The organism is Flavobacterium sp. ZB4R12 (genome assembly GCF_048276375.1).
GTDB classification, from domain to species: domain Bacteria; phylum Bacteroidota; class Bacteroidia; order Flavobacteriales; family Flavobacteriaceae; genus Flavobacterium; species Flavobacterium gawalongense.
The window spans coordinates 26,520-40,770 of the sequence record NZ_JBLNKS010000018.1 but is presented as its reverse complement, the minus strand read 5'-3'; the positions used below and the strand labels follow the sequence as shown (position 1 = coordinate 40,770).

At 33.9% G+C, this 14,251-nt stretch carries 13 protein-coding genes; 6 read left to right on the top strand and 7 right to left on the bottom strand.

What is annotated here, in order from left to right; translation table 11 throughout:
• Window positions 1-48: 48 nt before the first annotated feature.
• Genes ACNO7W_RS13530 through xrtF form a run of 4 tightly spaced genes read right to left on the bottom strand, consistent with a single transcriptional unit; the run spans window position 49 to window position 3,307 of the window.
• Entirely contained in the window at window positions 49-1,404 is a 1,356-nt protein-coding gene (locus tag ACNO7W_RS13530; protein WP_314896388.1) for an MBL fold metallo-hydrolase, read from the bottom strand.
• Between the two features lie 43 nt (window positions 1,405-1,447).
• Window positions 1,448-2,278 carry a restriction endonuclease gene (locus ACNO7W_RS13525; protein WP_143386098.1) on the bottom strand — a complete coding sequence of 277 codons (831 nt, stop codon included), beginning with the start codon at window positions 2,276-2,278 and terminating at the stop codon, window positions 1,448-1,450.
• Between the two features lie 59 nt (window positions 2,279-2,337).
• Window positions 2,338-2,781 carry an exosortase F system-associated membrane protein gene (locus tag ACNO7W_RS13520; protein ID WP_417938540.1) on the bottom strand — a complete coding sequence of 148 codons (444 nt, stop codon included), beginning with the start codon at window positions 2,779-2,781 and terminating at the stop codon, window positions 2,338-2,340.
• A complete protein-coding gene (gene xrtF / locus ACNO7W_RS13515) occupies window positions 2,759-3,307 on the bottom strand; it encodes an exosortase family protein XrtF (protein WP_143386096.1) in 549 nt (182 codons plus the stop codon). The genes ACNO7W_RS13520 and xrtF overlap by 23 nt, the downstream gene beginning before the upstream one ends.
• Window positions 3,308-3,382: 75 nt before the next feature.
• Between xrtF and ACNO7W_RS13510 the strand changes: the two genes are divergently transcribed.
• From ACNO7W_RS13510 to rpe, 6 genes are all read left to right on the top strand, one after another.
• The gene (locus ACNO7W_RS13510) at window positions 3,383-3,844 is read left to right on the top strand and encodes a GAF domain-containing protein (protein ID WP_417938539.1); all 462 of its coding nucleotides are present in this window, start codon (window positions 3,383-3,385) and stop codon (window positions 3,842-3,844) included.
• A 128-nt stretch (window positions 3,845-3,972) separates the two neighbouring features.
• Window positions 3,973-4,239, top strand: coding sequence for a 30S ribosomal protein S15 (gene rpsO, locus ACNO7W_RS13505; RefSeq protein WP_066079886.1), 267 nt, complete (start codon window positions 3,973-3,975; stop codon window positions 4,237-4,239).
• A 153-nt stretch (window positions 4,240-4,392) separates the two neighbouring features.
• Window positions 4,393-6,555, top strand: a complete 2,163-nt coding sequence (locus tag ACNO7W_RS13500; RefSeq protein ID WP_417938538.1) for a polyribonucleotide nucleotidyltransferase — start codon at window positions 4,393-4,395, stop codon at window positions 6,553-6,555.
• Between the two features lie 303 nt (window positions 6,556-6,858).
• Entirely contained in the window at window positions 6,859-7,755 is an 897-nt protein-coding gene (locus ACNO7W_RS13495) for an Abi family protein (RefSeq protein ID WP_417938537.1), read from the top strand.
• A gap of 466 nt (window positions 7,756-8,221) precedes the next feature.
• Complete coding sequence (locus ACNO7W_RS13490; protein ID WP_007137700.1) at window positions 8,222-9,085, top strand: sigma-70 family RNA polymerase sigma factor; 864 nt, start codon at window positions 8,222-8,224, stop codon at window positions 9,083-9,085.
• A gap of 405 nt (window positions 9,086-9,490) precedes the next feature.
• Window positions 9,491-10,153 carry a ribulose-phosphate 3-epimerase gene (rpe, locus tag ACNO7W_RS13485; protein WP_144064778.1) on the top strand — a complete coding sequence of 221 codons (663 nt, stop codon included), beginning with the start codon at window positions 9,491-9,493 and terminating at the stop codon, window positions 10,151-10,153.
• A gap of 85 nt (window positions 10,154-10,238) precedes the next feature.
• Here rpe and ACNO7W_RS13480 read toward each other — a convergent pair whose 3' ends face one another.
• The 3 genes from ACNO7W_RS13480 to ACNO7W_RS13470 form a co-directional block, all read right to left on the bottom strand.
• Window positions 10,239-11,135: a carbohydrate kinase family protein gene (locus tag ACNO7W_RS13480; RefSeq protein WP_417938536.1), complete on the bottom strand. Its 897-nt coding sequence runs from the start codon at window positions 11,133-11,135 to the stop codon at window positions 10,239-10,241.
• Window positions 11,136-11,203: 68 nt separating this feature from the next.
• Window positions 11,204-12,358 carry a DUF4960 domain-containing protein gene (locus ACNO7W_RS13475; RefSeq protein ID WP_417938535.1) on the bottom strand — a complete coding sequence of 385 codons (1,155 nt, stop codon included), beginning with the start codon at window positions 12,356-12,358 and terminating at the stop codon, window positions 11,204-11,206.
• A 42-nt stretch (window positions 12,359-12,400) separates the two neighbouring features.
• Window positions 12,401-14,239 carry a hypothetical protein gene (locus tag ACNO7W_RS13470; protein ID WP_417938534.1) on the bottom strand — a complete coding sequence of 613 codons (1,839 nt, stop codon included), beginning with the start codon at window positions 14,237-14,239 and terminating at the stop codon, window positions 12,401-12,403.
• Between the last annotated feature and the right edge of the window lie 12 nt (window positions 14,240-14,251).

Genomic DNA, 14,251 nt, shown 5'->3' with positions numbered 1-14,251 from the left:
CAAAATTAGTGATTTAATCAACCCGTAAAATCAAATTTCTGTTAAAAATTAGAGCTCAAATTCTTGCCCCATCAAAGGAACTTTACAATCAAAACCATATTTCTCCTGAATTTTTATCCGAAGTACATCTAGCGGCTGATTTTCACCATGAACCAAAAATACTTTTGTTGGTTTATTTTCCAATTCAGATAGCCAATTGAGTAAATCCTTTTGATCCCCGTGAGCCGACAAGCCTTCTATTTCAAGAATATTTGCTTTTACATCATAATATTTACCATGAATTTTAATTTCATCTGCACCTTCTAACAATTTCCTTCCACGCGTTCCTTCGGCCTGATAACCAACAATGATAACTGTCGTTTCGGGTAAACCAATATAATGCTCGAGATAAGTCAAAACTCTTCCGCCAGTAACCATTCCGCTGGCAGCAATTACCACTTTGGGTTGTTTATCAAAAATATGTTCAATTGTTTCCTGATAATCAGAAACCAGCATGAACATTTTACTCATTTCGGCACAGTCTTTCAATGATAATTTATGCCATTTTTTATTATTGATAAAAATTTCCAAAGCATTAATCCCCATAGGTGTATCAATTATATAGGGAATATTTGGAATTCTATCTTCTTCTTTAAGTCGCCATAGCAAATACATAATCGTTTGGGCGCGCTCTACAGCAAAACTGGGAATAATGATGGTTCCGCCTTTTTCAACTGTATTGTTGATATACATTTCCAGTTCTAATTTGGTATCCGTATCGGGATGAAGACGATCACCGTACGTACTTTCAAGAAATATATAATCGCCTTTTTTAGGTTTAGTTGGCGGATACATTAATACATCATTATCACGCCCAATATCTCCTGAAAAAACCAAAGTCTTATTTTCGAGTTGCAATTCAATTGTACAAGCTCCAATGATATGTCCTGCATTAGTATAAACCGCAGCAATTTCCGCATCTAAAGGAATGGATTCATTGGTTTTAATAACCCTAAAATAAGGAAAAACTTTTTGGGCCTGTTCCACTGTATAAAGTGGTTCAGCAACTTCGTGTTTGGAAAATTTACCCTCATTAGCAATTCTAGCCTCTTCTTCCTGAATTTTAGCGCTATCCAGAAGAATCAACTTGGCAACAGCGGCAGTGGGACTGGTACAATAAATTTTGCCTTTAAAACCTTGATTGACCAGTCTGGGCAACCAACCACAGTGATCTAAATGTCCATGAGTCAACAAAACAAAATCTATCGTTGAAGGTAAAATGGGCAATGGTTCCCAATTAAGTTCCCGCAGCGGTTTAATCCCTTGAAATTGACCACAATCTATCAAAATCCGAATACCATTGCTTTCAATTAATGTTTTAGAACCGGTTACAGTGCCTGCTCCGCCAATAAATTTAACTTTCATTTGATTTGAATTTAAAAATTAAACAATCCAGAATCCATTATTTTTAAATAAACCCACACAGTTCAGATGCTTCTTTCAACACATTTTTTATCCGATTTGAACTCAATCCAATTTTCTCTAAACAATCGGAATGGTTTATTATTTCTTTTACCAAAATCACATCCAATATCAACAACTTATCTTTTTCGGCAATGGACAAAGTAGTTAAACAAGTTACAGGATAAAGATAATGTGTATCATTTTTCGTTTTTAAATTATTGTCCTCAGGGTAATTCCAACTTAGCATATTCAATCCGGAACAGTTGGCAAAATCAATAGCATCTGATGTAAATCTATTATTGGTAACTATCCAACATTTTGAAACAACATCATTATCAGAAAAGATAGCATGTTGATTGACTTTTAAATCATTAAAACGGGACAAAATATACATTGGAACTTTCACATCAGAAGCAGCATCTCTACCTGCATGATATTTACACTCAATCATGGCAATACTATCACTCTTCTTTATTAAAACATCTATTTCATGAGACACACATTTACCCTGTAATGTTATGTTTGTTTTAGTTTCATAATGCTCCGAAGCAAAAAGCCGCCCAATATATTTTTCGAAAAAAAAACCTGCCGGACCTAACAATCGTATTGCTTCTCTTAAGTTATAACGTGCTGCATGAGAATTAGCCGTTTTTTTCAATAAACCAAAAGCCATTTTATAGATATGCTTCGTAGAAATCCCCTCGTACATTTGTTTTTTAATTGTTTGCAGAATATTTTCTACAACAACAGCACTTGCTCCCGATTTTAAAAGCGAACTCTTCAGCTTATCAGCACTAAATTCTACAATATCTCCTGAATGTTTTATTATTTTCATACCTTTAGTATATTGACAATTAACGAATTAAATCCAACATTAAAGATATAAAAAAAAGATTACTTATTTTGTTTTTGATAGTAAAATGCCGGAACAAATAACAGAACGAAAATGGGTTGAATCAAAAACCGACGAATATAAAAAAGAAATAAATTATGATGTCCCCTAGTGAAGTAAATTATATAGAAAAAAACAACAATTAAAATCATAAAGAAAAAATAATACAGAACAAATGCAAATTTCACCATCACTATATCTTTGAAAAAGACATAAATGATGCCCAATGATATAACCGTATTTAATGTATAACGAAACAGCAATCCTAAAGACAATTGAAATGAATTGAAATTAGGCAACGGTAAATTATTAAAATCGTTTTTAAAGTAATCCAAAAAAGGGTCATAAAACAATTGGTTTTCAAATGCACGAACAAGCACTAACAATGCAACAAAAAAAACAAATTGCATTAATCTAACTTTATTATTTAATATCTTTTGAAGCATATCTTGAAAAATTACGTACCCAAATTAACCACAAAATGAAAACCACACCATAAATATACAAAGGAAAAAGCACGCTGTGTAAAAATGACTCCTGTTTTGGAAAATGAAACATCAGCACACTTAAAATTGCTATCCTTAATACGTTTAACAGATAAATAAGCAGGCTTCCGCCAAAAATAAAAAGCAGAGTCGGTTTTAACTTTCCTGAAAAAGCAACTATAAAAGATATGAACAAGATAATTACACTAATGGCATTACATCCCTCAATAATTCTTGCTACATATTTTTGATTATAAATCAACTTTATAAAAGACTGTGATTCATTTTCTTCAATTCTAAAATTAGCACCAAATAATTGAAACAATTGATCTGTATTTTCTACAACCATTCTAGTTATAGTGTCCAACTTGTTTTCTCCAAAACTATTAAGATATGCCTGATACAAAACAGTAAGAACGATATAGGTCAAAAAAAAGGTAGCCAGAAAAAACAAAAAAGGTTTGTAGAGAATAAAATATTTTTTCAAAATCTATTTTTTAACAAATTTATATAATTTTTAAAAACTGCTTTAAATACTTTTGCATAAATATAAATAAAAACCATGACATTTCAAGAATTACAACCAAAAGTAACCGAAATCACACTAAACACAACGCTTTCCAGAGACGAAAAACTTTTGTCTATTTGCCAGCTTCTAAGTGATTCAATTGAATATTACAATTGGGTAGGATTTTATTTTGCAAATCAGGAAACCAAAACCCTGCATTTAGGCCCTTATGCAGGAGCAGCAACAGATCATACCGTGATTCCTTTTGGAAAGGGTATTTGCGGACAAGTGGCGGTTTCTAACGAAAATTTTGTCGTTGCTGACGTTGCAGCACAAGACAATTATATTGCCTGCAGTTTTACGGTAAAATCAGAAATTGTTGTTCCTCTTTTTGTAAACGGAGAAAACATAGGGCAAATTGATATTGACAGTCATGCTATCGATCCATTCACCCAAGATGACGAACGTTTTTTGGAGTTTGTAAATGAGAAAGTGGCAAAATTATATACTGTTTAATATACTGAATATTAAATTCTTAAAGGTTAAACAAAATTTACCTTGCCGATTCAAAAATAAAGATTATCTTTGCACCCGTCTTACAATGGATGTACGACATACATAAAAATCATTAAACAAATATTGGAATGTATTTAACTAAAGAGATTAAAGAAGAAATCTTCGCTAAACACGGAGAAAAAACAAACACAGGAAAATCAGAAGCTCAAATTGCTTTGTTCACTTTCAGAATTAGCCACTTAACGGAGCACTTGAAAAAAAATCGTCACGATTATAATACAGAGCGTTCATTAGTATTACTAGTAGGAAAAAGAAGATCTTTGTTGGATTACTTGAAGAAAACAGAAATCAACAGATACCGTGAAATTATCAAAGTATTGAATATCAGAAAATAATCAATATAAAAGAGGTGCGAAAGTGCCTCTTTTTGTTTTTATATACAACAATAAAAAAGTTTGGTTTTTCATTGGGTTTTAGGCATTAACTACGCACAACAACAACTACAACACAACTAGAACCCATTGTTTAATCTAAAGAGAATTCAAATTATGATTCCAAAAGTTTCAAGAGAAATTATCGATTTAGGAGATGGCAGAAGCATCTCAATCGAGACAGGAAAATTGGCCAAACAAGCCGATGGTTCTGTAGTAGTACAAATGGGAGATGCCATGTTGCTTGCAACAGTTGTATCTGCCAAAAAAGCAAGTCCAGGAATTGATTTCTTGCCTTTAACATTAGATTATCGCGAAAAATTTGCTGCCGCTGGACGTTTTCCAGGTGGTTTCTTCAAAAGAGAAGCAAGACCAAGTGATAGTGAAATTTTAACCATGAGATTAGTTGACCGTGTATTGCGTCCGCTTTTTCCAAATGATTATCATGCTGAAACGCAAGTGATGATTCAATTGATGTCTCATGACGAAAATGTTATGCCGGATGCATTAGCAGGTTTAGCCGCTTCGGCAGCTTTATCTTTATCTGATATTCCATTTTCAACATTAATTTCTGAAGTTCGTGTAGCTAGAGTTGACGGTAAATTTATCATCAATCCAAGTCGTACACAATTAGAATTGTCTGATATTGACATGATGATTGGTGCTTCTAAAGATTCTATCGCAATGGTAGAAGGTGAGATGAAAGAAATTTCAGAACACGAAATGGTGGAAGCCATTAAATTTGCTCACGAAGCAATCAAAATTCAAATCGAAGCTCAAGAAAGATTAGTTGCTGCTTTTGGTAAAAAAGAAGTAAGAACATACGAGCAAGAAAAAGAAGATACTGCTATTTACGATAAAGTGAAAGCGGCATCTTACGATTTATGTTATGCTATTGCAAAAGAAGGAACAGCCAAACACGAAAGAACAGCCCAATTTGCTGAAGTAAAAGAAGTAGTGAAAACTTTATTTACAGATGAAGAATTGACTGAACACGGTGATTTAGTAAGCAAATATTTTTCTAAAGCACAAAAAGAAGCGGTTCGTAATGTAATCCTGGATTTAGGTTCTCGTTTGGACGGAAGAAAAACTACCGAAATCAGACCAATCTGGGCTGAAGTAGATTATTTACCATCAGTTCACGGTTCTGCAATTTTCACAAGAGGAGAAACGCAAGCATTGGCTACAACCACTTTAGGAACTTCTAGAGAAGCGAACCAAATTGACTCTCCATCTCAACAAGGTGAAGAGAAATTTTACTTGCATTACAACTTCCCTCCTTTCTCTACAGGAGAAGCAAAACCTTTAAGAGGAACTTCAAGAAGAGAAGTAGGTCACGGAAACTTAGCACAACGTGCTTTGAAAAACATGATTCCTGCTGATTGTCCTTACACTATCCGTATCGTTTCTGAAGTTTTGGAATCTAACGGTTCTTCTTCTATGGCAACAGTTTGTGCTGGAACATTATCTTTGATGGATGCGGGTATCCAAATGATCAAACCAGTTTCCGGTATTGCAATGGGATTAATTTCTGATGAAAAAACAGGTCGTTTTGCTGTATTGTCTGATATTTTAGGTGATGAAGATCACTTAGGAGACATGGACTTTAAAGTAACCGGAACTGCTGACGGAATTACTGCTTGTCAAATGGACATCAAAATCGAAGGATTGGCATATAACATCATGGAAGAAGCATTAGCTCAAGCTCGTGATGGTCGTTTGCATATCCTTGGAAAAATAACAGAAACTTTGGCTACGCCAAGACCAACTGTTAAAAAATATGCTCCAAAAATTATCAAAGTAACTATTCCTGGTAACTTTATTGGTGCGTTAATTGGACCTGGTGGAAAAGTAATTCAAGAATTACAAAAAGCTACAGGAACAACTATCGTTATCAACGAAGTGAACGAACAAGGTGAAGTTGAAATTCTTGGAACTGATCCTGACGGAATTGAAGCAGTTTTACGTAAAATCGACTCATTGACTTTCAAACCGGTTGTAGGTGATGCTTATGAAGTGAAAGTAATCAAAATGCTTGATTTTGGAGCGGTGGTTGAATACCTTGCTGCACCAGGAAATGAAGTATTGCTTCACGTATCTGAGTTAGCTTGGGAACGTACTGAAAACGTTTCTGACGTTGTGAAAATGGGTGATGTTTTTCAAGTGAAATACTTAGGTATGGATCCAAAAACAAGAAAAGAAAAAGTGTCAAGAAAAGCACTTTTACCAAGACCTGCACGTGAGGAAGCAAGACCTCTACGTGAGGAAAGAAAAGAGTAATCAGATCTTAGTTTACTAAAGGTTTATTTATAGAAAATCCCGTTTCAAGTATTTGAAACGGGATTTTTGTTTTTATTTAAATTTATTTTCAGAACAATTTATACGCTTAAGAATCAATTAATTTTCAACAATCTTAATTGTAGAGTTGAATATGATCGCAAAAAAAATTACAAAATACTAAAAATATTAAATATTTAATCACTAGCGTAATTTCACAGAAACATTACCTATATTTGCAGCAACATGCTTACCCCGCTTCCCGTTAGACCAGCGCGCTCAGGGTAAGCTTTTTATTTTTATAAGATGCCGCTACTTCCTTATAACAAACCTGCACTTACTTACGCTCAACAAATCCAACAATTACAAGAACGAGGACTAACAATAAATAATAGCGCCAGAGCCAATCATTTATTGGAAAGCATCAGTTATTATCGTTTGAGCGGATATTGGTTTCCCTTATTGGCAGATAAAACGAACCATCTTTTCAAAGAAAACTCTAATTTCGATACTGCTTTTAATCTATATTGTTTTGATAGAGAGCTACGAGTTTTGGTTATACGAGAACTTGAAAAAATAGAAGTTTCTATAAGAGCGAAGATGATTTATGTTTTATCGCATCAATATGGAGCCTTTTGGTATCAAAACCCAACGCTGTTCAAAAATCATATTAGCCACAGTAAAAGTCTTGGAAGTTTAGAAGAAGAATACAACAGAAGTGATGAAGAATTTATAAAAGCATTTAAAAAGAAATATTCTGATGACTTGCCGCCTAGTTGGATGCTTTTGGGATTAACTTCTTTTGGCACGCTTTCTTTTCTTTTTAGCAATTTACAATCGAACAGAACCAAGAGAGATATTGCTAATTATTTTGGTTTAAGTGATACTATTTTTGGTTCATGGATGCATAGTATTGTTTATCTAAGAAACGTTTGTGCACATCATTCAAGATTATGGAATAGAGTTATGAGCATTCAACCAAACATACCGCAAAGTCCAAAAAAAACTTGGCTAAATAACACTGCCGTTCCCAACAACAAATCCTATTTTATTTTATCAATGATTTTATATTTGATGCAAACCATCAATCCAAAAAATACAATTGCTTTTCGATTTGCAGCGTTGCTTAAAAAATATCCTAATGTTGATGTTTTCGCTATGGGCTTTCCGAAAGATTGGGAGAAAGAAAATCTTTGGAAATAGACTATTTGTCTGGTGTTTTTGCATTAGGGATAAAAGCAATTGTTTGAGCTCTTTTTGTGTAATGCAATGAAACAAAAAAGCGAGTGCGGATGAGCCCGACCCAAAGGGAAATGCCCAAATTAGACTTCGTTCAGAATTATAATAAAATATGACAGTCCGCAATATGTTCCAAAGGATAAAATATGGCACACAGATTGTACGGATTATACGGATTTTGCACAGATTTAAATAAACAGTTTGATTCACCAAGTAAAAAAATCCGTGTAAATCGGTATAATCTGTACAATCTGTGGGCTAATATTTATGCTTTATAAATGTACAAACGACGAAAATTGTATTCGAAATGATTTTAGTCCGCATTACGGATAGTCATATAATAAAATTTATTTTCAAAACTATTGTAACTTTTTAGCAACCCCATACGTATAATCATTTGTACACTTAAAATTTAGGAGACAAAAAAAACATGAGACAACTAAAAATCACCAAGCAGGTAACCAATCGTGAAACTGCTTCATTAGACAAGTATTTACAAGAAATTGGAAAAGTTGACCTTATTACCGCTGACGAAGAGGTAGAATTAGCACAAAAGATTAAAGCCGGTGACCAGAAAGCATTAGAGAAATTGACAAAAGCCAATTTACGTTTCGTAGTTTCGGTAGCAAAACAATATCAAAATCAAGGGTTAACCCTTCCCGATTTGATTAACGAAGGAAATTTAGGATTGATAAAAGCAGCACAACGTTTTGATGAAACACGTGGTTTCAAATTCATTTCGTATGCCGTTTGGTGGATTCGTCAATCTATTTTACAAGCTTTGGCTGAACAATCCCGTATCGTTCGTTTGCCTTTGAACAAAATTGGTTCTATCAACAAAATCAACAAAATGTACGCTTTATTAGAGCAATCTAACGAGCGTCCGCCATCTGCTGAGGAAATTGCAAAAGAACTTGACATGACCGTAAATGACGTAAAAGAGAGTATGAAAAACTCCGGTCGTCACCTATCAATGGATGCGCCTCTTGTAGAAGGAGAAGATTCTAACCTTTACGATGTATTGCGTTCCGGTGAATCTCCAAATCCAGACAGAGAATTAATCCACGAATCATTGCGTACTGAAATCGAGCGTTCATTAGAAACATTAACTCCAAGAGAAGCTGATGTTGTTCGTTTGTACTTTGGTCTTGGTGATCAACACCCAATGACATTAGAGGAAATTGGAGAAACTTTCGACCTAACTCGTGAGCGTGTACGTCAAATCAAGGAAAAAGCAATCCGAAGATTGAAACACACTTCCAGAAGTAAAATATTAAAAACCTACTTAGGTTAATTTACAATATTCCCCAATTAAAATCTTTAAAACTTAAATTTTTTAATTCAAAATGAACAACAGTTTGATTGACTGTTCGTTTTTTGATTGATGATTGAAACTCCGGCTGATTACCGGAGTTTTATTTTTTAATCTGAATTCATTTCAGATTCCCTTGAACCTATTCCTGTTTAAAATCATTTGGGCGTAACCCTCCGTAAAAACTTCGGGTCGGGCTTTTCGTTATAATCTTTTTATTTAAAAAAAAATAAAAAGGATTTCCACTTCAATCCCTTACGCAAATCGCAGGATAACTCGCGAGTTGTCCCTTCCCAAAAAAACTTTCGCCAATTGCTCTAAAAAAACTACTTTTGCACAAACAACAACTTAAGAATCTGAAATAAATTCAGATTAAACAACTACACAATGAAGAATACACTTATTGCTCCATCAGTTCTTGCTGCTGATTTTGCTAATCTGCAACGCGACATCGAAATGATCAACAACAGTGAAGCCGATTGGTTTCATATTGACATCATGGATGGCGTTTTTGTTCCAAACATTTCTTACGGAATGCCCGTTCTGGAAGCTATTACCAGACATGCAAAAAAAACAATCGACGTTCACTTAATGATTGTAGATCCAGACCGTTATATTAAAACATTTGCTGACTTAGGCGCTAATATTCTAAGTGTACACTACGAAGCCTGCACGCATCTTCACAGAACACTACAAGCCATCAAAGCAGAAGGAATGAAAGCTGGAGTCGCCATCAATCCGCACACAAATATTGATTTACTGGAAGACGTTATCAATGATATTGATTTGGTTTGCATCATGAGTGTGAATCCTGGTTTTGGAGGACAATCCTTTATAGAAAACACTTATTCGAAAATTGAAAAATTGAAAAATTTAATCACTCGAAAAGAGGCAACAACAATTATAGAAATTGATGGAGGCGTTACTAATAAAAACGCAAAACAACTTGTTGAAGCCGGAGCTGATGTTCTTGTGGCGGGAAGTTTTGTTTTTAAAGCGGAGAATCCAACAGTAACGATTGCCGATTTGAAGAAATTGACTTCTTTTTAGTCTTCACACTATTTTGCATAAAAAAGCCAAAGACATTGCTTCTTTGGCTTTTTTATACATTTAATTGTATGCTTAAACTATTTTGTCAAAGCTTCATGAATTTGCTTATTTCTTTTTCGGAAATTTTAGGATTGGCTCCTTCATGACCAGCCACTAAAGCGCCAACAGCACAAGCATAATTCAACGATTTTTGTGGTGATTTCCCTCTAAGCAATTTGACTATCAGGGAGGCTAAGAAAGAATCCCCTGCACCTACAGTATCAACTACTTTTATAAAATAACCACTGTTGTAATAAAATTTATCATTGTAATACAAAACGGCTCCAAATGCCCCTTTGGTAACACAAACATGTTTCGTATTCGTTTTTTCAGCGATGAATTTAATGTTCTGCTCAAAGGAATTATAAGGTGATTCCAATTGCTGACTTATCTCATATAATTCTTCATCATTAAGCTTAATAAAATCAGCTTTTAACATCAACTCATTAAGTACGTCTTTGGTGTAATATGGAGCTCTTAGATTCGCATCCAAAACTTTGTATTTTGCCTTATCCAAAAGATTATATAAAGTGGTTCTAGACACTTCGTCTCTGCATATCAAACTTCCAAAAACAAAAGCATCAGCTTCTGAAATAATTCTATCCATGAGTTCAGTTTGCACTATTTTATCCCAAGCAGATGGATATAAAATATCATAAGAAGCATTCCCTTTCTCATTAATCATCACATTTACGACTCCAGTTTTATATTCGTCTGCTATTTGAATTAAATCTGTACTAATATCATGATTATTAATAAAAGTCATAATTTCTTTTCCGTCTTCATCTGCTCCAACACGACTTATAATAGTTGTTTCAGCACCTAAAGAATTCATTCGAAGCGCAACATTCAATGGCGCTCCTCCAATTTTTTTATGCGTTGGAAAAAGATCCCATAAAACCTCCCCAAAGCTAACTACACTTAGCATGTATTTTGTATTCATCACTAAAAAATTTAAAAATTAAAGGGCAGGAAAAACCTGCCCAATAAAACCACAAGCTAAACAAATTATTATTTTGTACCTAAATAATCAATCGAATTTCGATATATCCCTTGTATATTAGATGCATATACATTAGTTCTTCCATCATTCATAGCCCATTCCATGCCACCAACACCTATTGCTATAATAGTACCCGCATAAACTGAATTCGATTTAAACTCAATAATACCCGGACAACATTCATCTCCTACTCCAGCCCAAACAGCAAGTACTTTGCCTCCATAAAGGTTTTCAAATTCTGCAAACTGTCCTTTTTGATGGCCTGGTCCAAGCAAAGATCCTAAATCCCACAGATTGTTATGATCTTCTTTGTATCCTCCATTAATTACTGGAAAATACCCATTTGAATCAGTAGAAATTACTTGAGTAAAGTTATAAATAGGATTGTTTCTTTGATCATTTTGGAAATTAACGCCACCATCAATGGCCCAAGTTCCTGCATCAACAAATCCAATACCATTTCCTTTTATAGTTAAAAGTCCACTTTTATCACGTCCTATTACTTCTGCATAACTAGTTGCCATTCCTCCTAAAAGCATTTTACCTCCTTCAACAACATATTGAATCAATATATTCTTTTTATCTAGGCTTTCTTGTGGCAAAGCAGATGTTCCTTGTGTATCATAAAAAAAGAAAACTACATTAACTGTTTTTAAAGAATTTAAAGTTAAATCAGAGAAAGGAATAAAAACAAATCTACTGCCATAAGTATCTTTAGCCCATTGAGCAGCAGCTTTTACGTCTTCGTCAACAATATTATCAATCGATGTTGCATCACTAACAAAAGCTATTTGATTAGGCAGTACACGTGCATTAATAATATAATGTCTGGTTTTACCCCCTGATATTGCAGTTACTTCAAGAGGGTTTGTCAAATCAACAGTTGTTCCTGATGCAGGATTTATAGTTACACCTTCTGGGGTTTTAATATCCAATACAACTGAAGCTAAATTTGTTTCAGAAGGCAAAACAAAATTAACAACTCCAGACAAATTATCTATCGTAGCACTTGTTTGACCTATTTTAATGGATTCAATTATATTCAAAGTACTTGGCAATTGATCGTCATAATTCAGACGTTCCTCACATGAGTATGTGATTGTTGCTATTACTAGCAACAATACATACTTAATGTAAAATACATTTTTCATTTTATTTTTCATTTTTCATTTTTTTTATAATTAAAAAATTCTGTTTAAAAATTACTAATCATTATTTAGATTATATAAGTGATCCAGAATATTCTTGGTGAAAACTTTTATATTGTTTTGATAATCATTTGTAGTTCCATTAGAATTCCATTCATAACCTACAATTGTATTTGAAATTGTAAAAATATGTCCTTTATAATCTGTTGATATTTGAGAATCAAATGCTGCATTATTAGCCAAGTCAGTTCTTTTGAATTCAACTGCACCATAACCAAAAGCATCACCAATATGTCTTAATGTTCCATATTTTACTGCCGTTAAAGTCTTTTCAAACTGTGAAGCAGCATCAGAACCACAACAGCTTGGATTAAGAATTCCATCAAAGTGTTGCCACCATATTAATCTAACTTCTCTATTTGCACTATTTTGTAATGGCAAGTATTCGTTTCCAGCTCCTCCTTCAAAAGTTAGGCCATCAAAAATTGCATCATTACGTCTGTTTCCAGAATTGTTTGTGTCTCTCATTCCTAATCCCCAGATATCATCTGAAGGTTTACCTGTGTCATAACATCCTGTTTCAGTTGCACAACCAAATTCAGAGAAAACATAATTTCCTGGTGCTCTTGCTGCTCCAAAATTTGCTGGAACTCTCCCTAAAGAAAATATAAATGGACTAGGGTCACCTGCAATCAGCATATCTCCTCCACCTTTTACCCAAGATTTAAGTACCTGAGCTTGTGAACCGCCCGGTCTTAAACCAGCAGGCAGCATATTAGAAACATCACTAGAAGTAGCAGAAAAACCTTGATTTTCTTTTGGAGTTAAATAATACAACATAGCAACCTTTACATCTCCAATATTTAGTGCTGAAATATCTGCAATTTTAATGTATTTAAAATCCGCACCGTATGTACTTTGCATCCAAGTTGCAGCAGCTTTTGCATCATCATCAACTAATGAACTTATATTATCTTCTAGTCCCAAAAAGGCATATTTTGTTGCTGCTATTGATTCAACTTTTACATTGTAAACCTTTGTCAGGTTTTCTTTGTTCTTAACTGTGTAAGTAACTGAACCATTACTGAAGTTTTGTGCAGCCCCAGAAGAAGGAGTTACTGTTTGTTCTGCAGGTAACGTAATAACAGGTGCTAAATTAGTTAGGTTAGTTCCCGGCGGTAAAATTACCACAATTGAATTTGCAGCATTATCAACAATACCAACTGCACCATTAACCACAAACGATTCAATTCTAGGCGCTTGTATTTGCGTAACCGTCACCGTATATTGTTTAGCTGTGTATCCATTATTTGACAAAACAGTATATACTTTAGGGGAAGTAAAATTCCTGGCAACTCCAGAAGCAACATCTACAGTTGTTCCTTCAGCAATTACAAATGAAGGTGCTAAATTACTCAAGTCTCCTCCTTGACTACCAATCTCAACTTTAATTGTTTTATTTACTTCATCAATTATACCCAATTTATCCCCAATAGAGAATGATAATATCTTAGGATCACCATAAGCTGCTATACTAGCAGTATAGGTTCTATGAGCTCCATTTGTTGAAACTACCTCAAAGGTTACTGGACCATTACTAAAATCTATTGTAGATCCTGAGGCTGGTGTTACTGAAGCAGATTCTGGAAGTCTAATTTCAGGTTTAACATTTTTCAAATCAGTTCCAGATGGTAATGTCATTGTAATCGTACCAATAGTATGATTAATATCGGCATATTTATATCCTACTTTAAAAGATTGAACAATAGATTGTGTATAATCAGGAACATTATCCGAAAAATTATCCTCTTTTGAACATGAGATTACAGCAAAGATAAGCATCAAAAAGGCTAATGTCATTTTATAAATAGACAGTTGATTTTTAATTGTTTTCATATTTTTTAATAT

Excerpts from the sequence above, each read along its gene's own strand:
- ACNO7W_RS13490 (WP_007137700.1), top strand. The coding sequence starts at position 8,222 with ATGAGACAACTAAAAATCACCAAGCAGGTAACCAATCGTGAAACTGCT.
- ACNO7W_RS13470 (WP_417938534.1), bottom strand. The coding sequence starts at position 14,239 with ATGAAAACAATTAAAAATCAACTGTCTATTTATAAAATGACATTAGCC.
- rpsO (WP_066079886.1), top strand. The coding sequence starts at position 3,973 with ATGTATTTAACTAAAGAGATTAAAGAAGAAATCTTCGCTAAACACGGA.
- ACNO7W_RS13520 (WP_417938540.1), bottom strand. The coding sequence starts at position 2,781 with ATGCTTCAAAAGATATTAAATAATAAAGTTAGATTAATGCAATTTGTT.
- ACNO7W_RS13495 (WP_417938537.1), top strand. The coding sequence starts at position 6,859 with ATGCCGCTACTTCCTTATAACAAACCTGCACTTACTTACGCTCAACAA.
- ACNO7W_RS13530 (WP_314896388.1), bottom strand. The coding sequence starts at position 1,404 with ATGAAAGTTAAATTTATTGGCGGAGCAGGCACTGTAACCGGTTCTAAA.
- rpe (WP_144064778.1), top strand. The coding sequence starts at position 9,491 with ATGAAGAATACACTTATTGCTCCATCAGTTCTTGCTGCTGATTTTGCT.
- ACNO7W_RS13500 (WP_417938538.1), top strand. The coding sequence starts at position 4,393 with ATGATTCCAAAAGTTTCAAGAGAAATTATCGATTTAGGAGATGGCAGA.
- ACNO7W_RS13480 (WP_417938536.1), bottom strand. The coding sequence starts at position 11,135 with ATGAATACAAAATACATGCTAAGTGTAGTTAGCTTTGGGGAGGTTTTA.
- ACNO7W_RS13525 (WP_143386098.1), bottom strand. The coding sequence starts at position 2,278 with ATGAAAATAATAAAACATTCAGGAGATATTGTAGAATTTAGTGCTGAT.
- ACNO7W_RS13510 (WP_417938539.1), top strand. The coding sequence starts at position 3,383 with ATGACATTTCAAGAATTACAACCAAAAGTAACCGAAATCACACTAAAC.
- ACNO7W_RS13475 (WP_417938535.1), bottom strand. The coding sequence starts at position 12,358 with ATGAAAAATAAAATGAAAAATGTATTTTACATTAAGTATGTATTGTTG.